At 69.9% G+C, this 20,433-nt stretch carries 24 protein-coding genes; 13 read left to right on the top strand and 11 right to left on the bottom strand.

Features of this window, described 5'->3' with window-relative positions; all coding sequences use genetic code 11:
* Positions 1-62: 62 nt before the first annotated feature.
* Positions 63-239 (top strand): HVO_0416 family zinc finger protein, encoded by a 177-nt coding sequence (locus I7X12_RS14025; RefSeq protein WP_006883231.1) that lies wholly within the window; start codon positions 63-65, stop codon positions 237-239.
* A 562-nt stretch (positions 240-801) separates the two neighbouring features.
* The gene (locus tag I7X12_RS14020; RefSeq protein WP_198060684.1) at positions 802-1,470 is read left to right on the top strand and encodes an RNA ligase partner protein; all 669 of its coding nucleotides are present in this window, start codon (positions 802-804) and stop codon (positions 1,468-1,470) included.
* A gap of 50 nt (positions 1,471-1,520) precedes the next feature.
* On the opposite strand, the gene I7X12_RS14015 is transcribed toward I7X12_RS14020, so the two are convergent.
* Positions 1,521-1,757, bottom strand: a complete 237-nt coding sequence (locus I7X12_RS14015) for a hypothetical protein (RefSeq protein WP_198060683.1) — start codon at positions 1,755-1,757, stop codon at positions 1,521-1,523.
* 118 nt (positions 1,758-1,875) lie between these two features.
* Between I7X12_RS14015 and I7X12_RS14010 the strand changes: the two genes are divergently transcribed.
* Positions 1,876-2,925, top strand: a complete 1,050-nt coding sequence (locus tag I7X12_RS14010; RefSeq protein ID WP_198060682.1) for an AAA family ATPase — start codon at positions 1,876-1,878, stop codon at positions 2,923-2,925.
* A gap of 37 nt (positions 2,926-2,962) precedes the next feature.
* Here the strand turns inward: I7X12_RS14010 and I7X12_RS14005 are convergent, their stop codons facing one another.
* The 4 genes from I7X12_RS14005 to I7X12_RS13990 all read right to left on the bottom strand — a co-directional run bounded on the left by I7X12_RS14005 (position 2,963) and on the right by I7X12_RS13990 (position 6,979).
* On the bottom strand, positions 2,963-4,570 hold the full coding sequence (locus I7X12_RS14005) for a sensor histidine kinase (protein ID WP_198060681.1): 1,608 nt from the start codon (positions 4,568-4,570) through the stop codon (positions 2,963-2,965).
* Positions 4,570-6,033 (bottom strand): ATPase domain-containing protein, encoded by a 1,464-nt coding sequence (locus I7X12_RS14000; RefSeq protein WP_198060680.1) that lies wholly within the window; start codon positions 6,031-6,033, stop codon positions 4,570-4,572. The genes I7X12_RS14005 and I7X12_RS14000 overlap by 1 nt, the downstream gene beginning before the upstream one ends.
* A 92-nt stretch (positions 6,034-6,125) precedes the next feature.
* Positions 6,126-6,503, bottom strand: coding sequence for a hypothetical protein (locus tag I7X12_RS13995; protein ID WP_198060679.1), 378 nt, complete (start codon positions 6,501-6,503; stop codon positions 6,126-6,128).
* Positions 6,504-6,586: 83 nt separating this feature from the next.
* Positions 6,587-6,979, bottom strand: a complete 393-nt coding sequence (locus I7X12_RS13990; RefSeq protein ID WP_198060678.1) for a hypothetical protein — start codon at positions 6,977-6,979, stop codon at positions 6,587-6,589.
* A 127-nt stretch (positions 6,980-7,106) separates the two neighbouring features.
* On the opposite strand from I7X12_RS13990, the gene I7X12_RS13985 reads away from it, so the two are divergent.
* The 3 genes from I7X12_RS13985 to I7X12_RS13975 all read left to right on the top strand — a co-directional run bounded on the left by I7X12_RS13985 (position 7,107) and on the right by I7X12_RS13975 (position 8,256).
* Positions 7,107-7,418, top strand: a complete 312-nt coding sequence (locus I7X12_RS13985) for a 30S ribosomal protein S24e (RefSeq protein ID WP_198060677.1) — start codon at positions 7,107-7,109, stop codon at positions 7,416-7,418.
* Positions 7,419-7,553, top strand: coding sequence for a 30S ribosomal protein S27ae (locus I7X12_RS13980; protein ID WP_198060676.1), 135 nt, complete (start codon positions 7,419-7,421; stop codon positions 7,551-7,553).
* A 109-nt stretch (positions 7,554-7,662) separates the two neighbouring features.
* Positions 7,663-8,256 (top strand): twin-arginine translocase subunit TatC, encoded by a 594-nt coding sequence (locus I7X12_RS13975; protein ID WP_198060675.1) that lies wholly within the window; start codon positions 7,663-7,665, stop codon positions 8,254-8,256.
* A 41-nt stretch (positions 8,257-8,297) separates the two neighbouring features.
* On the opposite strand, the gene I7X12_RS13970 is transcribed toward I7X12_RS13975, so the two are convergent.
* Together I7X12_RS13970 and I7X12_RS13965 are read right to left on the bottom strand one after the other, a co-directional pair.
* On the bottom strand, positions 8,298-9,164 hold the full coding sequence (locus I7X12_RS13970) for a sugar phosphate isomerase/epimerase family protein (RefSeq protein WP_198060674.1): 867 nt from the start codon (positions 9,162-9,164) through the stop codon (positions 8,298-8,300).
* Positions 9,161-10,312: a Gfo/Idh/MocA family protein gene (locus tag I7X12_RS13965; RefSeq protein WP_198060673.1), complete on the bottom strand. Its 1,152-nt coding sequence runs from the start codon at positions 10,310-10,312 to the stop codon at positions 9,161-9,163. The genes I7X12_RS13970 and I7X12_RS13965 overlap by 4 nt, the downstream gene beginning before the upstream one ends.
* A 145-nt stretch (positions 10,313-10,457) precedes the next feature.
* Between I7X12_RS13965 and I7X12_RS13960 the strand changes: the two genes are divergently transcribed.
* The 6 genes from I7X12_RS13960 (at position 10,458) to I7X12_RS13935 (ending at position 16,389) form a co-directional block, all read left to right on the top strand.
* A complete protein-coding gene (locus I7X12_RS13960; protein WP_198060672.1) occupies positions 10,458-11,216 on the top strand; it encodes a glucose 1-dehydrogenase in 759 nt (252 codons plus the stop codon).
* 121 nt (positions 11,217-11,337) lie between these two features.
* Positions 11,338-13,032: a bifunctional N(6)-L-threonylcarbamoyladenine synthase/serine/threonine protein kinase gene (locus tag I7X12_RS13955; protein WP_198060671.1), complete on the top strand. Its 1,695-nt coding sequence runs from the start codon at positions 11,338-11,340 to the stop codon at positions 13,030-13,032.
* 87 nt (positions 13,033-13,119) lie between these two features.
* Entirely contained in the window at positions 13,120-13,572 is a 453-nt protein-coding gene (locus I7X12_RS13950) for a universal stress protein (RefSeq protein ID WP_198060670.1), read from the top strand.
* A gap of 61 nt (positions 13,573-13,633) precedes the next feature.
* On the top strand, positions 13,634-15,205 hold the full coding sequence (locus tag I7X12_RS13945; protein WP_198060669.1) for a beta-alanine-activating enzyme beta-propeller domain-containing protein: 1,572 nt from the start codon (positions 13,634-13,636) through the stop codon (positions 15,203-15,205).
* A gap of 137 nt (positions 15,206-15,342) precedes the next feature.
* Positions 15,343-15,624 carry a DUF5808 domain-containing protein gene (locus I7X12_RS13940; RefSeq protein WP_198060668.1) on the top strand — a complete coding sequence of 94 codons (282 nt, stop codon included), beginning with the start codon at positions 15,343-15,345 and terminating at the stop codon, positions 15,622-15,624.
* 90 nt (positions 15,625-15,714) lie between these two features.
* Entirely contained in the window at positions 15,715-16,389 is a 675-nt protein-coding gene (locus tag I7X12_RS13935; protein WP_198060667.1) for a non-canonical purine NTP pyrophosphatase, read from the top strand.
* Positions 16,390-16,433: 44 nt separating this feature from the next.
* Here I7X12_RS13935 and I7X12_RS13930 read toward each other — a convergent pair whose 3' ends face one another.
* From I7X12_RS13930 to I7X12_RS13920, 3 genes are all read right to left on the bottom strand, one after another.
* Positions 16,434-16,904 carry a DUF7384 family protein gene (locus I7X12_RS13930; RefSeq protein WP_198060666.1) on the bottom strand — a complete coding sequence of 157 codons (471 nt, stop codon included), beginning with the start codon at positions 16,902-16,904 and terminating at the stop codon, positions 16,434-16,436.
* Positions 16,905-17,308: 404 nt separating this feature from the next.
* Positions 17,309-17,980, bottom strand: a complete 672-nt coding sequence (locus tag I7X12_RS13925; protein ID WP_198060665.1) for a potassium channel family protein — start codon at positions 17,978-17,980, stop codon at positions 17,309-17,311.
* A 69-nt stretch (positions 17,981-18,049) separates the two neighbouring features.
* On the bottom strand, positions 18,050-18,979 hold the full coding sequence (locus I7X12_RS13920; RefSeq protein WP_198060664.1) for a hypothetical protein: 930 nt from the start codon (positions 18,977-18,979) through the stop codon (positions 18,050-18,052).
* 227 nt (positions 18,980-19,206) lie between these two features.
* On the opposite strand from I7X12_RS13920, the gene I7X12_RS13915 reads away from it, so the two are divergent.
* Complete coding sequence (locus I7X12_RS13915) at positions 19,207-19,404, top strand: heavy-metal-associated domain-containing protein (protein ID WP_198060663.1); 198 nt, start codon at positions 19,207-19,209, stop codon at positions 19,402-19,404.
* A gap of 28 nt (positions 19,405-19,432) precedes the next feature.
* Here the strand turns inward: I7X12_RS13915 and I7X12_RS13910 are convergent, their stop codons facing one another.
* The gene (locus I7X12_RS13910) at positions 19,433-20,416 is read right to left on the bottom strand and encodes a replication factor C small subunit (protein ID WP_198060662.1); all 984 of its coding nucleotides are present in this window, start codon (positions 20,414-20,416) and stop codon (positions 19,433-19,435) included.
* Between the last annotated feature and the right edge of the window lie 17 nt (positions 20,417-20,433).

The following is a 20,433-nucleotide window of genomic DNA, read 5'->3' as shown; positions in this document are numbered from 1 at the left end:
TCGTGTGCAAAGGTTTCGCATACCAATAGACCTATATGCTGGTGTGGTATAGCGTAGCATGTATGGCGTCCGCACCGAGCACCGACGACATGTTCGACGAGTTCCTAACCGACCGCGGACACGACGTCGAGGAGGCGGGCTGGGAAGAGAACTACAACAAGAAGCAGTGCCCCGACTGCGGGGGACTCCACGACTCGGCCGCCACAGACTGCTCGGTATGCGGCTGGTCTCCGGCGTAACGTCGTCCGACTGTCTCCGCGTTTTCGTCCTCGGAACCGATCCGTGAGCGACGCGTCACGTATCGGTTTCGTTCAGTACAGATCACTGAGTGGTCACTTTCGGTGGCGCGAGCTGTCGAGCGTGCCGAACGAACGTGAGGCCGCGAGACGGAATTGTGCGAGGGATGAGCGAGCGGAGCGAGCGAGTCGGCTGGGGAGGTGTGTGGCACGGTGTAGTGCTGCGTGGGTCGGGTGACCCTGGCGGACTGAACGGGCGAGGCGCGCGTGGCGTGAGCGAAGCGAACGCCACGGTCGGCCGAACGGGGAGCGAAGCGACCCGTGAGGCGCGGTCGCGGCCGGTGCGGGACCGCTATCTGAGCGACCGCAGGGAGCGAAGATATGTCGCACAGCGGCCGCGAGCGTGCCGAGGGCGTTCATCGCTTGCCGTCGACTGCGGTCGTTGTCGTTTGACTGCGCTCCGCGACTCGCTCACCCGAATCGACCGATACACTCACAATACGAACCGAGCATCGCGCCACACCGGCCGCGCACTTCTTGACGGCTCGACGCGTAGCAGCCGATAATGGCGGATTCGCCACTCAAACAGCGGTTCGTACTCGATACGTCGGTGTTCATCACCGAGGCGATCCGCGACGACGGCCAGGACCTCGAGGGGGCCTGTCTCGAACTGCTCGAACTCGTCGCCGACGCGAAGCTCGCGCTGAACATCTCCTGTTACATGCCGCCGACGATCGACGAGGAGCTGACTCAGATGCTGCGCGACCGCGACGTGAGCGACGAGGTGTTCGCCAAGCTCGACACCTGGGTCATCACGAAGGCGCCGGCCCGCTACGAGGTGCGGGTGCCGGCCCACATCGTCTACCAGTTCGTCGACGAGATGTCCGACCGGGTCAACCGCGGTCTTCGCGTCGCCGAGAAGGCCGTCCGCGAGGCCGAACAGTCCTCGACCGACACCGTCGACGACCACGACCACATGACCGAGGTCGACAGGGTCATCTCGGACCTGCGCGACGAGTACCGCCGCGCGCTCCGACAGGGCGTGCTCGACTCCCGGGAGGACTTCGACCTCCTCATCCTGGCGCGCGAGCTGGAAGCCGGCGTCGTCACCGAAGACCAGGGCATCGTCGGCTGGGCCGACGACTTCGGTCTGCGATATCTCGAGGGTCGGAACTTCCCGGCGCTGTTGCGCGAGTACCTCGTCGCCAGCGGGCACGAGGACTACGTGAACTGACTGCCAGCCACGACCCCCGCGCAGTCCCGACCGTCGCGGGACCGGTCCGCTCAGTACGAGTTCAAGACGATCGAGAGAGCGTACAGCAGCGCGAAGAACGCGCCGAGACCGGCGAGAAAGGCGACGACGGTCCTGACGACCGACGACCCCGTGAACCCCGAAACCGCCTCCGCGTCCTCGCTCCGGCTGGCCGCTTCGCTCTTTGCCACCGCGTCCGGGGCGCTCGCACCGCTGGCCTTCGATCCGGTCCCGCTGTCGCCGACGTCTTCGCCGCCAGCGCCGTCCATGCGCCCACGACGTGACGGCGGAACGATAAGTCTTCTGCGTCGGAGGGACGACCGACCGGTCGTGCGCTCCGGTCCGAGAGAGGTGGATTGATACGCGGGGGTGACCTATCGGCGGGCAATGGCCGACGAGGACGGCGAGGACGGACGGGCGGCGGTCGAGGGGCCGCTGTGGACGGAGACCCACGCGCCGGCGCTTTCCGACCTGCCTCAGCCGGAGGTCCGCGACCACCTGAAGAGCGTCGTCACCGAGCCGATGAACCTGCTGGTCCACGGGCCGAAGGGCGCCGGCAAGACCGCCGCGGTCCGCGCGCTGGCCGACGAGCTCCACGACAACCCCGACGCCGATCTGGTGGAGATCAACGTCGCCGACTTCTTCGACATGACCAAAAAAGAGGTCAGCGAGGACGACCGGTTCGCGCAGTTCATCGACAGCAAGCGCCGCCGGGAGTCCTCGAAGGCGGACCTGATCAACCACGTCCTCAAGGAGTCGGCGAGCTACCAGCCGGTTTCGGGCAACTACAAGACGGTCCTGCTGGACAACGCCGAGGGCGTCCGCGAGGACTTCCAGCAGGCGCTCCGTCGGGTGATGGAGCAGTATTATGAGGCGACGCAGTTCGTCATCGCGACGCGCCAGCCCTCGGCGCTGATCCCGCCGATCCGCTCGCGGTGTTTCCCCGTCGCCGTCCGCAAGCCGACCCACGACGAGACCGTCGCCGTGCTGGAGGACATCGTCGACGCGGAAGGCGCCGACTACGACGACGAAGGCATCGAGTACGTCGCGGGCTACGCCGACGGCGATCTCCGGGAGGCGATCCTGGCCGCCCAGACCACCCACGAACAGGAAGGCGAGATCACGATGAACACCGCATACGAGGTGCTGGGGTCGCTGGGCGCCGACGAGCGGGTGCAGGAGATGGTGACCGCCGCCGAGGCCGGCGAGTTCACCGACGCCCGCAAGGCGCTCGACGACCTGTTGGTCGAGGAGGGCCACAGCGGCGAAGAGGTGCTGGAGGACGTGCTCACGGTCGCCCGGTCGCGGTACTCCGGGGCCGACCTGGCGCGAGTCCACCGGTTGGCCGGCGAGATCGACGTGGACCTCCACGAAGGTACCAGCGACCGCATCCACGTCTCGCACCTGCTCGCCGAACTCGGCGAGATGCACACCTGAGCGGCGAGCCGCCCGCCCCATCGGCGAGCGGCCGTTCTCACTCGGTCACGATCTCGAAGCGCGCCCCGCCGTCCGCGCTCTCGGTCGCCGAGATCGACCAGCCGTGGGCGTCGACGATCTCCGAGACGATACCGAGACCGAGGCCCGTCCCGTCGTCGCTCGTGGTGTGTCCGAGCGCGAAGACCGCGTCGCGCTCGGACTCGGGGATGCCGGGACCGTCGTCCTCGAGGAAAAAGCCCGTTCGGTCCGGGAGGTCGCCGATACGGACGGTCACGTCGTCGGGACCGTGGTCGACGGCGTTGCGAAAGCAGTTTTCGAACAGCTGGCGGAGCCGCGAGGGGTCGGCGGCCAGCGAGCGGTCGGTATCGACGGCGAGCGTCGCCTCGGGCACGTCCGTCGTCGTCCACGCCTCCTCGACGACCGCGGCGAGGTCGACGACTTCGGTCTCGTCGACGGCGGTACCCTGTCGTGCCAGCGTCAGCATGTCTTCGACGAGGTCGGACATGCGGTCGACCGACCGCCGCATCGGCTCGACCTGGTCGGCCAGCGACTCGTCGCCGGCGAACGGCTCCCCGCCGGTATCGACCGCTTCGAGGTGGCTCAGTCGCCCGTCGAGCACCTGAATCGGGTTGCGCAGGTCGTGGCTGACGAGACTCGCGAACTCCTCGAGCCGTTCGTTTTTCCGTTCGAGCTCGCGCTTGCGGCGGCGGCGGTCGGTCACGTCGCGCATCACCACCGCGACGTTTCGCCGGTCGTCGAGGATCATCGGTTTGACGTTCGTCTCGACGTAGCGCTCTTCCCCGTCCGGCCGCTCGACGACGACCGTCTCCGTCCGGTCGTCCGGCGCTTGGTCCGTCGGCGCGTCGTCGAGGTCCGTGTCCGACCCAGTCGAGACCGTGTCGTCCGTGCCGTCGTCGACCGCCGCCTCCCGGAGGTCCTCCGGCGAGGCGCCGTCGTCGCCGGTCGCCTCGGCCGCCCCGGCCTCGGCGGCGAGCACCCGCTCGATCTGGGACTCGATCCCGTCTCTGGTCGACGGCGGCAGCGCGTCGAGTTCGGCGATATGGCGCCAGTGGATGTCGTCGCGGTCGACGGCGAACTCCTCGCAGAAGGCGTCGTTGACGTAGATGACGTGCCCCTCCGAGAGCACCAGCGCTGGGTCCGGCGTCGCGTGAAAGAGCGAGGCGAACCGCTCCTCCGCCCGCTCGTACGAGCGGGCGAGATCCGTCGACAGCGACCGCCGCGAGAGGAGGTTCTCCAGCCGCCGGAAGAGAACGGCCTTCTCGACGGGGATCTGGACCACGTCGTCGACGACGTACAGCCCGTCGATGCTCTCCCAGCTCTCGGGGTCGAGCCCCTCGCTCAGGGGCTCCTCGGTCACGAGCACGACCGGCGCGAACACCGGGTCGGCCTCGTCTTTCCACGTCCGCAGTCGCTCGCGGTGGGCGGCGAACCCCTCCGGGTCGACCAGACAGAAGTCCGTGTCGGCGAACGGCCCGTCGCCGCCGTCCTCACCAGCGACGCCCTCGTCGATACCGGTCACGACCTCGTAGGTGTCGCCGAGCCACTCCGTCAGCAGCTCTCGGTTGCGGTCGTGGGCCACGAGCACGCGAACGCGGGCGGGTGGGTCGTCGTTGCGCTCCCGCATCACTCACCCGCGTCGACGAACTCGGGCTCCCCGCGGAGGACGCCCCGCAGATCGGTCAGCGGGTCGCCGACGGCGATCCCATCGTTGGTGATCCGAAACTCCCTGAGGGCGCGTTCGAAGTCGCCGACCCGTTTTTTCAGGACGCCGGCGACCTTCCGGAGCTCGCCGTCCATCTCCAGATACGAGAGGAAGACGACGTTGTCGGCGAGGTAACTGATCCCGGAGTTGGTCGCCTGGAACTCGCCGGTGATGGTGTCGATCTCGTCGATCAGGATCACCGTCACACCCATGTTCTTCAGGTAGCGGCCCAGCGCGTGGAGTTCCCGAACGAGGTCGTCGTCGTCGCCCTGCATCGAGAGCTTGTATCCGCGAGCGCCGTCGATCATGACGACGCGTGTGTCGCGCTGTTCGACCTCGCGGCGGACGCGCTGGGCGAACTCCTGGGGCGAGGTCGTCACCGGCTCGACTCCTTCGACGGCGAGGACTCCCTCCTCACGCATGGACGACACCGGCATGCCGACGGCCTCCGAGCGGTGTTCGAACGTGTCGACCGACTCTTCCAGGAGGAAGACCGTCGACCGCTCGCCGCGCTCGGCCGCCTCGCAGAGGAACTGCGTCCCCGTCGTGGTCTTGCCGACGCCGGTCGGGCCGCTGACGACGGTGATCGTCCCCCGCTCGATGCCGCCGCCGAGCAACTCGTCGAAGGCGGGGATACCGGAGGGGATGGGTTCGGTGTCGAAACCGACGCCGTGGGCCGACGGGACCAGTTGGGGGTAGACGTGGATGCCGTCGCCGCGGATGGCCATCCCGTGGGGACCGGCCCGCTTGTCCGAGCCGCGGAACTTCGGTACGGTCAGCCGTCGTCGGTCGTTCTCGTAGGCGAGTTCGAGGATCCCGTCGCTCAGGAACTGCAGGTCGTCGTCGGGCGACTCGGTGGTCGTCTGGGACGTAAACAGGACCGTCGCGTCGTGCTCTTCGAGAAAGCGCGTAAAGGAGATGATCTGCTTGCGGAACTGGTACTCGTCGCCGGTCAGGTAGCGGAACTGCGTGACGGGGTCGACGAACACCCGGTCGGGGTCGCGGTCGGCGACGCGCTCGGCGATGCGCTCGGTGAGGTCGTCGCCTTCGACCTCGTCGGCGCCGAAGACGCTGTAGGACCGGTCCTCGGCGAAAAAGTCCGAAGAGGGCGACAGGTCGAGCACGTCGACGCCGTCGAGGTCGAACCCGAGCGACGTGGCGTTTGCCCGCACGTCGGCCTCGTCCTCTTCGAGGTTGATGAACAGGCTTCGCTCGCCGGCCGCGGCGCCCGCGGTCACGAAGTGCAGGCCGAGGACGGTCTTGCCCGACCCGGGCTGGCCCCGGACGAGGTAGCTCCGTCCGTCGATCAGCCCGCCCTCGAGCACCTCGTCGAGACCCGAGACACCGGTCGTCACCCGCACGAGTGAATCGTCGTTGGAGGTCATTAAGAGCGTATTCGGCGGACGAAATATAGGTCTACCGCGGGCATTTCGAATCCTGATACCGGTAGCCCGGACCGCCGCGGGGTCCGATGGACTCACGGACTGTCGCGCTCGCCACGGATCGCGGCCGTGACGACGCTCACGCCGGAGCCGCCGAGTATCAGGACCCAGAACGCGACCGCGATGGCGGCCTCGAACTCGCCCGGCGGCGCGCGAGCGAAGTCGACGACCAGCACCGCCGTGAGCGTGAGCGCCCCCAGCCCGAACAGCGCCAGCCCCGCTCGGACGGGCCCCGTCCGGACGACTCGGTGGCAAAGCGATCGGGCCCGATCCGAGCCGTATGGGATCAGGAGCAGGAGCGCCGTGGCGCCGTAGAGGGCGACCGTGGGCCAGCCCCCGGAGCCGGTGACGCCGCCGAGCGCGACGGTGTCGTAGGTGCCGAGCGCGGCGACGAACGCCGCTAGCAGTCCCACGATCGGTCGCGAGTGTCGTCGCTCGGGCACGGCCGATCACTCACCCAGACACCATAAACTGCTGTCAGTTTTGCAGTCGGTGGTCAGTCGGCGCGTCCCGACAGCAGGCCCCGACCGGTCGCGACGGCGATCCAGAGGCCGAACGTCCCGAGGGTTCCGTAGAACGCGACGCCGAAGACCGAGCCCGGGTCGAGGTCGCGTCCGGTGACGGTCAGGTACACGACGAACCAGCAGTACCCGGTCACCCCCAGCGACAGCGTCAGGATCGTGGCCTGTACCGGTCGCGCGTTTGCCACCCTGGCGCCCGCGACGCGGACGCGTTCGGACGCGTACGCGGCGAACCCGCCGACCGAGAGCAGCCCCCACTGAGCGAGCCACAGGGTCCCGACTCCCTCGCCGAGCCAGCGGAGGCCGAGTCCGACGACGAGGAAGCCGCCGGTCACCGCCCCGAGCGCCAGATGTCGACGGTCACTCACGGCTATCAGATCGTTCTGCCGACACGAATGACGTATCTTTCGGAAGCGTCCGCGCGGGTCCGTTCGAGGCCGTTGGCCGCTTCGAAATCCTTTTACGCGCTTCGGGGGGAGTATTGGGCAACGAACCATGGACATCGACATCATCGCGGAAGACGAGAACCCGATGTTGCATCGGACGGACGTGCGCTTCGAGATGACCCACGACGAGGCGACGCCCTCGCGGCTCTCCGTGCGCGACTCCCTTGCGGCCAAGCTCAACAAGGACGCCGAGGAAGTCGTCGTCCACGAGCTGGACACCAAGTTCGGCATGCGCAAGACCGTCGGCTACGCGAAGGTCTACGACGACGCCGAGTACGCCCGCGACGTCGAGCAGGACCACATGCTCGAACGCAACAAGATCGTCGCCGACGGCGAGGCCGAAGAGGCCGAGGAGGCCTAGATGTCCCGCCACGAGTTCTACGACGAGGACGGCACCACCGACCGCGAGCAGTGCCCCCGCTGTGGCGACACCTTCCTCGCCGACCACGGCGACCGCCAGCACTGTGGCAAGTGCGGCTACACCGAGTGGGAGTAAGGCGCCGTTTCTCCACCGTTTTCGCGACTTCGTAGCGACCGGTCCGCCGGCCTCGTCGCCGCTCGCTCGACAGAAGATTGATACCTGCGAGGACAGACGTTCCGTTCGAATGACCAGTCCCTCCACGCGGCAGCGGTCGGCGGGCGGCGGGTCGGCAGTTCGGAGCGTCCTCGGCGAAGCGCGCAACGACCTGCTGACGCTCCTGGCGGCCGCCCTCGCGTTCCTGACCGGCACGCTGGCGACGTTTCTGACGATGCGCCGAGCCGTCTGGCCAGTGCTGAAACGCGACGTGAACGCGATCGTGGGGATCGAGACCGAAATCATCGCCGTCGCGCCCTTCGACGTGATCTTTCTCCAGGCACAGGTCGCGCTCGCGGTCGGGCTGTTGTTGGCGCTGGAGACGGTCGTCTACCGCGCTCGGCACGCTCCCGAACTCCGTCGGTGGTGGCCCGGCGACGCGCTCCCAGCGACGGTGCGCGTCGGGCTCGCCCTCGTCGGCGTCGCGCTGTTCCCGGCCGGGGCAGCCCTCGGCTACGACTATCTCGTCCCGGCCGTCCTCGACGTCGCGATGGGTCCCGACCCCGCGTGGACGATCGTCCGGTGGGCGCGGATCGCGTCGGTGATTTCCTTCGTGTCGGGCCTGGCGGCCCAGCTGGGGTTCGTCGGCGTCGTCGTGCGTCTCGGCGAACGGGCCCGTGCGTGACCGGAGTCGACCCGCCCGCGGCGGTGCGGCTCGATCGCCGCTCAGGGACCGATAGCGCGGTCGCGGTCCAGATCGGCCCACTCGGGGTGGGCCACCAGTCGCTCGCGCATCGCCGCCAGCGCCTCGCGTGAGCGGGCGAGTTTCGCGTAGGCGTCGCCGCCGTCGCCGTAGCCCTGGATCCCGACCGGACCATCGTAGCCGACGGCGGCGAGGGCGCCGAGAACGGCGAAGTTGTCGAGTTCGCCCGCGTCGAGCGGTTCGATCGTCGGCGCGCCGGCGCCCGGCGGCCAGCGGCTCCCACAGAGGTTGACCGAGGTGAGGTGGAGCGCCGCGCGGTCGAGCGTCGGCCGGAGTCCCGGTCCGTCACGGTTCCGACCACGGACCGCGTACCAGTGATACGCCGGGAAGACGACGCCGAGGGTGGAGCGGTCGACGCGCTCGCAGAGGCGGACGGCGTCGCCGACGCGTTCCAACCAGTTGCCGAGATGCGGGTACAGCGAGACTGTCACGTCGTCGCCGGCGGCGTCCAGCAGTCGCTCGACCCGCTCGACCGCGTCGTCGTCGCCCGCGGGATCGGAGGCGTCGAAGTCGCTCGCATCGACGGCGAGTTCGAGGTCGCAGTCGGTCCGGTCGGCCAGGTCGAGTAGTCGTTCGGTGTCGGGATCGTCGGGCGGCGCGCTCGCGTCGAGCGTGTCGTAGACGGCCGTCACGTCCAGGCCGTGGTCGGCGGCGACAGCGGCGACCCGGTCGGCGTCCGCCCGGTCGCGCTCGTGGAACAGGGTCAGGTAGGTCGCGTCGTATCCGATATCGGCGAGCATCTCGCAGCGCGCCGCCAGAGGGGTGGCGCCCAGCGAGTTCCGGAACGCGGTGTCCATCGCGAAGGTGTCCCAGTCCGGCACGTCGCTCACGACGACCGGCCTCCGTCGCCGTTCCGGTCACTCGACTGGCCGTTCGCGACCGTCCCGCGCTCGACGGTCACCGGCTCGCCGGTCTCGGCGCAGTCGTAGACTGCCCGCAACACCGCGAAGTCGAACAGCGCGTCCGCACCGGTCGCGACCGGCGAGTCCGCCCCGCGGATCGCGCGGTCGAAAAACACGAGCGGCCGGTCGTGGACGCCGAGCGGGCCGTCGGCGCCCGCGGGCGGTTCGCGGTCGGGCTCGACCCTCTCGGAGACCGCCTCGCCGCCCTCGTCGCCGCCGACGGTGAGCGAGTCGGTCTCGTCGATCCAGTCGAACGCCACCGCGCCCGTCGTCCCTTCGAGTTCGAACGTGCGCTCGGCGCGGCCGTGGGTGCAGGCGGCCCGTTCGTACGTGACCGCGACCGACCGGCCGTCTCCGAGGTCGTAGGAGATGGCCGCGCCGACGTGTTGCTCGACGTCGTTGGGGACGTCCGTGGGGTCGACGGCGGTCGCCGGCCGGGCGGTCCAGGCGCCGGAGACGGTCGCCGCGACGGGCTCCAGCAGGTCGTGGACCGTGTGGAAGTCGTAGGGGCCCCAATCCATCAGGACGCCGCCACCGCTTCGCGAGGCGTCGAGGAACCACCGGCTCCCGGGTTGATATTCGACGCCGCTCCGGGAACGGGGGCGGCGGTCGCTCCACGTCGCTCGATACACGTCGCCGAGGGCGCCCGCGTCGAGGCGCTCTCGCACCGCCTCGGTCGACGGCGCCCCGGCGAACCGACAGGCGCAACTGCCCAGCAGTCGGTCGGCCTCCCGCGCGGCCGACAGCATCGCTCGCGCTTCGGTCCTGTCCATCGCCAGCGGTTTCTCACAGAGGACGTGACGGCCGCTCTCCAGGGCCTGCACGGCGAGGTCGCGGTGGATAACGGGCGGAGCGGCGACGACGACGATATCGTCCTCACGGGGTGGTTCGTCGAGCATCGCCGCCGCGTCGTCGAACAACGCCGCGTCCGGGAACTCGTCGGCGAACGCCGCTCGGGCGTCGGGATCTGGGTCGGCAGCGGCGACGGTCACCTCGCGAGGGAGGTGGGTCGCAGCGCTCGCGTGGTAGCGGGCGACGACGCCGGCACCGATCAGATAGAGACGTTGTGAACGCACGGACGTACCAGCCCTCGACCGCGCAAAGCGTCTTCGGTCGCGGAACCCGGTCCGCGACCGCGACGCCCCACGCTTCGACCGACAGTAGAACTGAGTGACAGATTCATATCGCCGCCGCCCCAACGCCGAACGGGGGAGACACCCAATGCCAGACTTCGACGGTAAGACAGCGATCGTGACCGGAGCGAGCGGCGGCATCGGCGAGGCGGCGGCGAGACGGTTCGCCGCAGAGGGCGCCTCCGTGGTCGTCGCCGACGTGAAAGTCGAGGAGGGCGAGGCGACCGTCGCCGACATCGAGGACGCGGGCGGCGAGGCGACGTTCGTCGAGACGGACGTGACCGACCCCGCGGACGTGGGCGCGATGGTCGACGTGGCCGTCGACAGCTACGGCGGGCTGGACTTCGCGTTCAACAACGCCGGGATCGAGGGCGAGCGCGCGGCGACGAGCGACCAGCCGGTCGACAACTTCGAGCGGGTGATCGGCATCAACCTGAAGGGCGTGTTCCTCGGGATGCGCGCCGAGATCCCCGAGATCCTCGAAGGGGGCGGCGGCGCGGTCGTCAACACCGCCTCTATCGCCGGCCGGCTGGGCTTCCCGGATATCAGCCCCTACGTCGCGAGCAAGTGGGGCGTGATCGGGCTGACCAAGACCGCGGCGCTGGAGTACAGCGGCGAGGGCGTCCGGGTCAACGCGGTCTGTCCGGGCGTCATCGACACACCGATGGTCCAGCGCTCGCAGGAGGAGGACCCCGAGATGATGGAGCAGACCGCCGCCGCGACGCCGATCGGCCGGATCGGCGAGCCCGAGGAGATCGGCGACGCGGCCGTCTGGCTCTGCTCGGCGGACGCCTCGTTCGTCACCGGCGAGGCGATGACGATCGACGGCGGGTACACGAGTCAGTAAGTCGACGCGGCAGCGGGCCACCGTCGGCGGCGGCCGCGCGCGAACCGGTCGGTGGCGGCCGTCGGCGCCGCCCCAGACCGAAGTCGTCTTTTCGCTGGCCGGCCGACGCGGTAGCAAGCGAATGGCCCCGCTCACGCCATCGGTCGACGAGTCGGAAGGGATCCAGCGCGTGCTGGGCATCGAGGGGACCGCCTGGGCGGCCAGCGCCGCCGTCTACGAGGTCGACGCCGACGAGGTGACCATCGAAAGCGACCCCTACCAACCGGAGAGCGGCGGCATCCACCCCCGCGAGGCCGCCGAACACATGAGCGAGGCCGTCCCGAGCGTCGTCGAGACGGTGCTCGAAACCGCCCGCGACCGAGCGGCCGACGACGAGGACCGCGGGCCCGACGACGCACCGATCGACGCGGTCGCCTTTTCGCGCGGTCCCGGACTCGGCCCCTGTCTGCGGATCGTCGGGACGGCGGCCCGCGCCGTCGCCCAGCGCTTCGACGTGCCGCTCGTCGGCGTCAACCACATGGTCGCCCACCTCGAGGTCGGCCGCCACTACTCGGGATTCGACCGACCGGTCTGTCTCAACGCCAGCGGCGCCAACGCGCACGTCCTCGCCTACCGCAACGGCCGCTATCGCGTCCTCGGGGAGACGATGGACACCGGCGTCGGCAACGCGCTGGACAAGTTCACCCGCCACGTCGGCTGGTCTCACCCCGGTGGCCCGAAGGTCGAGGACCACGCGAAACGGGGCGAATACGTCGACCTGCCCTACGTCGTCAAGGGGATGGACTTCTCCTTCTCGGGGATCATGAGCGCCGCCAAAGACGAGTACGACTCGGGGACCCCCGTCGAGGACGTCTGTCGCGGCCTGGAGGAGACGGTGTTCGCGATGCTGACGGAGGTCAGCGAGCGGGCGCTGTCGCTGACCGGCCGCGAGGAGCTGGTGCTCGGCGGCGGCGTCGGGCAGAACGAGCGCCTCCAGGGGATGCTCCGTGAGATGTGCGCCCAGCGCGGGGCCGAGCTGTCCGTCCCGGAGAATCGCTTTCTGCGGGACAACGCGGGGATGATCGCGGTGCTGGGCGCGAAGATGGCCGCCGCGGGCGACACGCTCGCTATCGAGGACTCGGCCGTCGATTCGGACTTCCGGCCCGACGAGGTGGCAGTGAGCTGGCGAGCCGGAGAACCGGAACCGGCGCCTGCAGCCGCGACGCGAGTCGAGACCGGCGAGACGGCCGAACAGCGAGGTGCCGAGGCGACGGTCTCCGTCGAGGGCGACCGCGTGGTCAAGCGACGGATTCCCCGCTCCTATCGCCACCCCGCGCTCGACGAGCGACTGCGACGCGAGCGGACGCGTATCGAAGCACGACTCACCAGCGAGGCGCGCCGCTGTGGCGTGCCGACGCCGCTCGTGCTCGACGTGGACACCGCCGAGTCGACGATCGTCTTCCAGCGCGTCGGCGACCGCGACCTAGACGCCGGGCTGACCGCCGAGCGGGCACGAGCGGTCGGGCGACACCTCGCGACGATCCACGACGCCGGGTTCGTCCACGGCGACCCGACCACGCGAAACGTCCGCGTCGGGTCGAGCGAGGGGAACACGAACCGCGTCTTCCTCATCGACTTCGGACTCGGGTACCACACGGGCCACGAGGAGGACCACGCGATGGACCTGCACGTCTTCGCCCAGAGCCTCACCGGGACGGCCGACGAGGCCGACCGACTGCAGGCGGCCGCGGAAGACGCCTACCGCGCGACCAGCCAGCGCGGTGAGACCGTCCTCGACCGGCTTCGGGCGGTCGAGGGGCGGGGACGCTACCGGTAGTTCGCGACGGTGGGCGGGGGCCGACGGGCTTCGGCCGGGCTGGCCGCTACCAATCAGTTTTAAATGCGCGTCGGCGAACATACGGGTATGGATCGACCACTGGTGGTCTACGACGACGAGAACACGGAACTGCTCGAAGAGGCGGGGGAGATCGCGGCCGGCGTCGACGCCCAGCTGATCGTCCTCTCGCTGATGACCGCGGACGAGTTCAGGGAAGCCCGCGAGGCGCTCGACGTGGTCGCTCAGGAGGAACACACCGCCTACGACGACAGCGTCGTCATCGACGCGGCGAAAAAGCAGGCCCGCGAGACGGCCAAAGACGTGTTCGACGACGACGTCGACTACCGCATCGTCGGGGCACGGATCGGCGACAGCGAGAGCGAGGCCGACCGCATCCTCGAGGTCGCAGACGACAACGACATCGACCACGTGTTCATCACCGGTCAGAAGCGCTCGCCGACCGGGAAAGCGGTCTTCGGCGACCGCGTCCAGTCGATCATCCTCAACTTCGACGGCCCGGTGACGAGCCTGCTGGCCTGACCGACGGGCGCTTGCGCGGCTAACGGAAGACTTACTCCGTCCGGCACGCTGGCCGGACACGATGGACGACCAGCAGCCCTGGCGGCGGCGGACCCTCCTCCGACGCGCCGGGACGAGTGCGTTCGCCCTGACGACGCTCGGCGCCGCCCGACCCGGCGCCGCATCGACGGTCCCCCAGAGTAACGCGGCCGACGACCGCTCGGACCACGGGAGCGACCCAGCAGGCGCCGAGTCCGACCCCGGTGCCGTGCTCGCCCTGCAGTCGACCGTGTCGGCGGGGCCGGCACGGTGGCCGCAGTTCCAGGCGGATCCGGCAAACAGCGGGTTCACCGACGCGCTCGGCCCCGACGAGGCGTCGACCGCCTGGACGTTCGACACCGGGTCGACCGGTCGGGCGACGGCCGCCGTCCCGGGAACGGCCACTCCCACCGACGGCTCGCTCGACGACCCGACCGACAACGTCGTCTCCTCGCCGGCGGTCGTCGACGGCACCGTCTACGTCGGCAGCAACGACGGCCACCTCTACGCCCTCGACGCCGCCTCCGGCGAGCAGGAGTGGGCCTACGGGACCGGTTCGGACCCCGACTCACGGGAAGAGGTGATGTCCTCGCCGGCGGTCGTCGACGGCACCGTCTACGTCGGCAGCCACGACGCCGCCCTCCACGCTGTCGACGCCGAGAGCGGCGACGAACAGTGGACCTTCGCGACCGACGGCACCGTCTTCGCCTCGCCGACCTACCGCGACGGGACGCTGTACGTCGGCAGCCAGGCCGGGACGATGTACGCGGTCGACACCGCCGGCGAGGAGGTCTGGAGCGCGTCGGTCGCCGACCGCGTCGACTCGACGGCGGCGGTCGTCGACGACACGGTGTACGTCGGTCGCTGGAACGACGACCGCACCGGGAGCGTCGTCGCCCTCGACGCCGCCGACGGCGAGGAGGTCCGAACGTACGCGGCCCGCGCCGAGGTCGCCTGCTCGCCGACCGTGACCGACGGCGTCGTCTACTTCGGAGACTACACCGGCGTGATCTACGCCATCGACACCGGCACGGCCGAACTCGTCTGGGGTCGCCAGCTCGGTGGACCGGTGCTCGCCTCGCCGGTCGTGGTCGACGGCACCGTCTACGTCGGGAGCTTCGACGAGAGTCTCTGGGCGCTCGACGCCGCCAACGGCGACATCGAGTGGTCGTACGCGACCGACGGCCGGGTCTACGGTTCCCCCGCGATCACCGGCGACACGGTCTACGTCGGCAGCGAAGACACGAGCCTCTACGCCATCGACCGCGAGAGCGGGCGGGAGCGGTTCGCCGTCGAGACCGACGGCGAGATACTCTCCTCGCCCGCGGTGGTCGCCGGCGCGGCCTTCGTCGGCAGCAGCGACAGTTTCGTCTACGCCGTCGGCGACCCGACCGGCGGGGAGTCCGTGAGCGCCACGCCGCCCGGCGGGACCGACGGATCGCCGTCCGGGACGGCCGATTCCGACGGCCCCGCCGAGACGACCGCCGGTGACGGCCCCGGCTTCGGCGCCGTCGGCGCGCTAGCCGGGCTCGGCCTCGGCGCCTGGCACCGGATGCGCGCCGGGAGTCCGGACGACACTGGACCGGGTGAGACCGGATCGGGCGCGGACGACTGACGGCGGGGCGGCCGGTCGCGATCGGACCCTACCTGACAGAATCGATCGACGTTCCGAGTCGGTCCGGCAGTGACCCCGTCACGGTCCCGTCGCTCGCGGTGGAAAACGACTTAACGGGGCCGCCCGTATCCTGGCACATGGTCGACAAGCCCACTTCCGGGTCGCTGTTCGGCATTCCGTACAACTTCGAGCAGCCGAGTCTCAAGCGGATGCTCTCGACGTACTGGCAGCCCGGCGAGGGGATGCTGGTCGAGAAACCGTTCGGCGTCGGTTACACGCTCAACCTCGCTTCCTGGCGCTCGTGGGTCGTCCTCGCCGTCGCCGGCGCGCTGTGGTGGCAGCAGAACCAGAGCGCCGGCGAGGCCGAGTTCGACGACGAGGACGAGGACGAACCCGTCGAAGTCGTCGTCGAAGACTGACGCCCGTCTGCGGTTCGTTCACCGCCGCGACCGACGGTCGGTCGCGTCCCGATCGACGCGACTTTGCCCGCCCGAGCGCAGCCCTCGGGTATGACCGTTACCTTCGTCACGACGAATCCCGGGAAAGTCGACGAGGCTCGGGAGTACCTCGCCGAGCCGGTCGAACAGCTCGACTTCGACACGCCGGAGATCCAGAGTTCGGACATGGGTGCTATCGCCGCCCACAAAGCCCGGGCGGCCTACGAGTACGCGGGTGAACCGGTGTTCGTCGACGACGCCGGGCTGTTCGTCGACGCCTTCGACGGCTTCCCCGGCCCCTACTCCTCGTACGTCCACGACACCGTCGGCGTCGAGCGCGTCTGGCGCCTGACCAGCGAGGAGGACGACCGCGCCGCGAGCTTCCGCGGCGTGGTCGCCTACTGCGACGGAGAGGACTTCGCGGCGACGCCAGAACCGGTCGATAGGGACGAGCGGCGCGGCCAGGACCAGGCCGCCGCCGAGCGCGCCGCGGCGACGACCGACGAGCAGGTCCGCACCGACGAGGGCGACGGCGAGGCGCTCCCCGTCAAGCTCTTCTACGGCGTCGTCCCCGGCGAGATCGTCGCGCCACGGGGGTCGGGCGGCTTCGGCTACGACCCCATCTTCGAGTACGACGACCGCACCTTCGCCGAGATGGATCCCGACGAGAAAAACGCCGTCTCCCACCGCGGCCGCGCGCTGGCGAAGTTCGCCGACTGGCTCGCCGAGCGCGACACGCCGGAGTGAGCGGGCGGCCGGGCGGTCCGGCACCGCGCTAGCGTCTCGACGGCCTACGCCCGCGGGTCGCGGTCGGGACCGGGATACTCGCCGCCTTCGACCGCTTCGTACAGCGATTCGGCGTCGAAGACGGTCGCGAACGCTCGCGGGGACCTAACGCTGGTCTCGACGCGACCGCGGATCGCCGCGCCCGCGGCGGCCGACCCCAGGGATTCGTCGAAGCTGAGGACGTGCATCGCGCCGCCGTGCAGCGCCGACGCCAGCGCCGGGTGGTCCCCCTCGGGATGGTCGACCGGTTCCCGGAGTCCCTCGATCCGCTCGCGCCAGTCGACTGCGAGTTCGGGGTCGGCCAGATCGGTTATCACCGACTCGGCGTCGTCGAGCAGCGCGTCGCTCGCGACGAGGGTCACCCACGAGTGGGCGCGGACGAGATCGAGCGCGTCGCGGGCGTACCCGCCGACGAGGAGGTCGGCGGCGAGTACGTCCGCGTCGGCGACGATCCGGGCAGGGCTCGCCTCGGTCACGACCCCTCACCCGATTCCGCCCGGCGTTCGCGGAGTGCAGTCCGTATCGACTCGCTCGTCACCTCGTGGTCGGCTGCGCGGCCGAAGAGGTCGCCCCAGGTCATGCGCGAACTGACGAGATTCGCAGGCGTAAAACGTGCGGCTCGTCCCCGCGGCCCCGTCGGTCGGACGAGACAGAGTGACGTCAGCCGCCCGTCTGACGGGTCTTTACGTCCGGTCGCGGCCGACACTCACACGGGCGCGCAGCGACGGCCTCGTTTCCCATCCTCCCCACGGCGCGCCCGCCTATCCATTCCAAGACGCCCGGCGACCGCGGACACGCGGTCGCATCGTTTCTGCCACGAGAAGCCGCGACGCTGACGGACCGCGACGGCATCGATGTCACGACCGTCAGTGACGCGCCCTCAGGCGGCGGCCGCCTCGTCACCGCGGAGGAACGCCCGGATCTCGGGCAGGTCGGCGGGTGCGGCCATCAGCGCCACGTTATCTCCGGCCTCGATCGCCGTCTGGGGCAGCGGGATCGCCATCGGCTCGTCGCTCCGCCCGTGGGCGTAGATGTGGGCGTCGCCCTGCAGGTCGACCTCGACGACGCGGCGGCCGATCAGCGGTGACCCCTCGGGGATAGTCACCGTGGCCACCGAGAGTTCCTCCGTCAGGTCCGCGAGGACGTTGAAATCACCCCCGAGCAGCGCGGTCTTGGCGCCGGCCGCGCCCAGGCGCTCGGGGTAGACGATCTCGTCGACGTCTTCGGCGTACTTCTCGTAGATCTCCTGGCGGTAGTCCTCGTCGATGCGCAGCGCGGTCCGTAGCCCGTGGTGTTTGCCGAGCATACACGCCGAGAAGTTGGTGTTCAGGTCGCCCGTCAATCCCCCGACGGCGTCGGCGTCGGCGATACCGGCCTCCGTCAGCGTCGACTCGTCGGCGCCGTCGCCCTCGACGACGGTGAACCCCTCCTCGCGGGCGCGTCCGACCTTGTCCGGGTCGTTGTCGACGATCACCAGGTCGTGTCCCTCGCTCTGGAGGATACGGGCCGTCCGCATCCCGACGCGACCGAAGCCGACGATGACGAATTTCATGAGACACGATACCACGCCCGACCACAAAACTGTGTTCCCGTACCGGGCGTCGATCCGGCGGTTCGACCGTCAGTGGTCGCGTAGCGACCGCTCGCTCGCTGGCGTCTCCGTCACCGGCTCGAAATCGAGCCCGTCGGTGTCCTCGCTCCCGTCGGCGTCGCCCTCGTCGGTGCCGAACCGCGCGACGCCGACGCCCGCGACGACCGCGAACGCCGCGACGGCGGCCGTCGAGACGACCGCACTCGCGAGCGCGGTCGCGGCTGTCTCGACGGAGTCGGTCGTCGGGGCGTTCGCGCTCGTCACGTAGTACATCACCGGGGCCCACGCGACCAGGAGCCCGGTCAGGGCACCGGCCCCAACGACGCCGACGAACCGCCGCGACGGGGCCGCTACGCCACGCCGGCGGACCGCCAGGACGCCGACGACGATCCCGGCGCCGATCAGCGTCAGATCGCCGGCGAGCCGGCCGGCCTGGAGGTACGTGACCAGGGTCCGCCCGGCCGAGCCGAACTGCGGGAGCGACGCCGCGACCCCGACGCCGCCGCCCGCCGCCGTGGCGAGGTCCGCGACGGACTCCAGCACGAATCCGACGCCGGCGACGGCGCCGGTCCCGACGGCGACCGGCAGCAACTCGCGCGTCGACCGAACTGGGGCGTCGTCCCCGCGAGTCGACGCGAGCGAGACGCCCGCCAGCGCGGCTACCGTGAGGACCCCGGGGAGGCCGACGAGCAGCGTCACCAGCGAGAGCAGCCCGACGAACGGGGCCGAACCGCTCGACCCGCCGAGGACGACGCCGCCGACGAAGACCAGGAGCATCACGGTCGCGCCGGCGCCGGCGACCGTCCCGACGTACCGCAGGTACGTCCGGCCCACGTCGCGGTGGCGCGCCTCGCGATAGCCCAGCCCGCAGGCACCGACGAGCACGGCCAACGTCCCGAACGGAGCCAGCATCCCCCAGAGGACGGCACCGGCGGTGGACGACCCGGGACGGGGAGCCACGTGGGACTGCGGCGGGGCGCGACCGCGGGGACGAACTGGACGGCGACGGCGAGGACTGTCAGGACGGCCGGGAGGAGGACCGTTCGAACGGCGCGGCGCACACCGGCCGTTCGACCGCGGAACGTGTAAATTATTGTCACGATCGCAGGACCGGTACGCTCCGCGGACCGACCGGGCAGGCCGCCGAAGCCGTGACACACAAGCGCGTCGGCGCCGAACCGTCGGGTATGACCCAGGAACTCACGGTCACCGGCATGAGCTGCGGCGGCTGCGAACAGTCCGTCGAGGACGCACTGGAGGGTGTCGCGGGCGTCGAGTCGGCGACGGCCGACCGCGAGGCCGAGTCGGCGACCGTCGACGGGGAGGCGGACCCGGACGACCTCGTCGCCGCAGTCGAGGCCGCCGGCTACGAGGCGTCGGCCTGACGGACCGGAAACGGCGAAATTGCGGTTCTCAGTCGTCGAGCGCGACCGACGCGAGCAGCGCTTCCAGTTGGATGCGCTCGTTGGCGCCGGTCGTGATGCGGTACTCGGTCTCGCCGATGCGGTCGAGCAGGCGGACCGCGGCCTCGTCCTCCAGGTCGAACTCCCACACCGAGCGGTGGAGCTGGTCGATCACGTCGCCGCCGGCGATGCCCTCCTCGGTCAGCAGGCGGTCGAGCGTCGAGCGCGCGGCGGTGAAATCGCCCGCCAGCGCCTGGTCGACCATCTCCTTGATCTCCTCGGGCTTGGCAGTCGAGGTCAGCGCGTAGACGGCCTCCTCGTCGACCACGTCGCCCGTCACCGAGGCGGCCTGCAGGGCGTTGATCGCCTTGCGCATGTCGCCGTCGGCGGCGTAGACCAGGGCGTCGAGGCCGTCGTCGGTGAACTCGATGCCCTCCTCGCTCGCGATGTGGCGCATCTCCTCGGCGACCGCCTCTTCGGACAGCGGCGCGAACCGGAAGACCGCACAGCGGGACTGGATCGGGTCGATGATCTGGCTGGAGTAGTTACACGAGAGGATGAATCGGACGTTGTTCGAGAACTGCTCCATCGTCCGACGGAGCGCTCCCTGTGCGTCGGAGGTGAGCGCGTCGGCCTCGTCGAGGAAGATGATCCGGTACTCGTAGCCGCCGAAGGAAGTCCGGGCGAAGTTCTTGATCCGGTCGCGGACTACGTCGATGCCGCGCTCGTCGGAGGCGTTGAGTTCGAGGAAGTTCTCTCCCCAGTCGTCGCCGTAGAGTTCGCGGGCGATGGCCGTCGCGCTAGTCGTCTTCCCGATACCGGCCGGCCCCGAAAACATAAAATGGCTGAGATCGTTGCGGTCGACGTAGCTCTGGAGACGCTCGACGATGTCCTCCTGTCCGACGATCTCGTCGAGGGTCTGGGGGCGGTACTTCTCGATCCAGACCTCTTCGCGTCCCGCCCGCGACCCCGAGTCCGTGTCGGCCTCGCTCATGCCCGGAGGGTAGCGAC

The sequence above is a fragment of the Halosimplex litoreum genome (assembly GCF_016065055.1).
Taxonomy (GTDB): Archaea; Halobacteriota; Halobacteria; order Halobacteriales; family Haloarculaceae; genus Halosimplex; species Halosimplex litoreum.
This window is presented reverse-complemented; position numbering and strand designations above follow the sequence as displayed.

Excerpts from the sequence above, each read along its gene's own strand:
- I7X12_RS13950 (WP_198060670.1), top strand. The coding sequence starts at position 13,120 with ATGGATCGACCACTGGTGGTCTACGACGACGAGAACACGGAACTGCTC.
- I7X12_RS13935 (WP_198060667.1), top strand. The coding sequence starts at position 15,715 with ATGACCGTTACCTTCGTCACGACGAATCCCGGGAAAGTCGACGAGGCT.
- I7X12_RS13915 (WP_198060663.1), top strand. The coding sequence starts at position 19,207 with ATGACCCAGGAACTCACGGTCACCGGCATGAGCTGCGGCGGCTGCGAA.
- I7X12_RS13975 (WP_198060675.1), top strand. The coding sequence starts at position 7,663 with ATGACCAGTCCCTCCACGCGGCAGCGGTCGGCGGGCGGCGGGTCGGCA.
- I7X12_RS14015 (WP_198060683.1), bottom strand. The coding sequence starts at position 1,757 with ATGGACGGCGCTGGCGGCGAAGACGTCGGCGACAGCGGGACCGGATCG.
- I7X12_RS14000 (WP_198060680.1), bottom strand. The coding sequence starts at position 6,033 with ATGACCTCCAACGACGATTCACTCGTGCGGGTGACGACCGGTGTCTCG.
- I7X12_RS13945 (WP_198060669.1), top strand. The coding sequence starts at position 13,634 with ATGGACGACCAGCAGCCCTGGCGGCGGCGGACCCTCCTCCGACGCGCC.
- I7X12_RS13955 (WP_198060671.1), top strand. The coding sequence starts at position 11,338 with ATGGCCCCGCTCACGCCATCGGTCGACGAGTCGGAAGGGATCCAGCGC.
- I7X12_RS13925 (WP_198060665.1), bottom strand. The coding sequence starts at position 17,980 with ATGAAATTCGTCATCGTCGGCTTCGGTCGCGTCGGGATGCGGACGGCC.
- I7X12_RS13980 (WP_198060676.1), top strand. The coding sequence starts at position 7,419 with ATGTCCCGCCACGAGTTCTACGACGAGGACGGCACCACCGACCGCGAG.
- I7X12_RS13940 (WP_198060668.1), top strand. The coding sequence starts at position 15,343 with ATGGTCGACAAGCCCACTTCCGGGTCGCTGTTCGGCATTCCGTACAAC.
- I7X12_RS14025 (WP_006883231.1), top strand. The coding sequence starts at position 63 with ATGGCGTCCGCACCGAGCACCGACGACATGTTCGACGAGTTCCTAACC.
- I7X12_RS13960 (WP_198060672.1), top strand. The coding sequence starts at position 10,458 with ATGCCAGACTTCGACGGTAAGACAGCGATCGTGACCGGAGCGAGCGGC.
- I7X12_RS14005 (WP_198060681.1), bottom strand. The coding sequence starts at position 4,570 with ATGCGGGAGCGCAACGACGACCCACCCGCCCGCGTTCGCGTGCTCGTG.
- I7X12_RS13910 (WP_198060662.1), bottom strand. The coding sequence starts at position 20,416 with ATGAGCGAGGCCGACACGGACTCGGGGTCGCGGGCGGGACGCGAAGAG.
- I7X12_RS14010 (WP_198060682.1), top strand. The coding sequence starts at position 1,876 with ATGGCCGACGAGGACGGCGAGGACGGACGGGCGGCGGTCGAGGGGCCG.
- I7X12_RS13985 (WP_198060677.1), top strand. The coding sequence starts at position 7,107 with ATGGACATCGACATCATCGCGGAAGACGAGAACCCGATGTTGCATCGG.
- I7X12_RS14020 (WP_198060684.1), top strand. The coding sequence starts at position 802 with ATGGCGGATTCGCCACTCAAACAGCGGTTCGTACTCGATACGTCGGTG.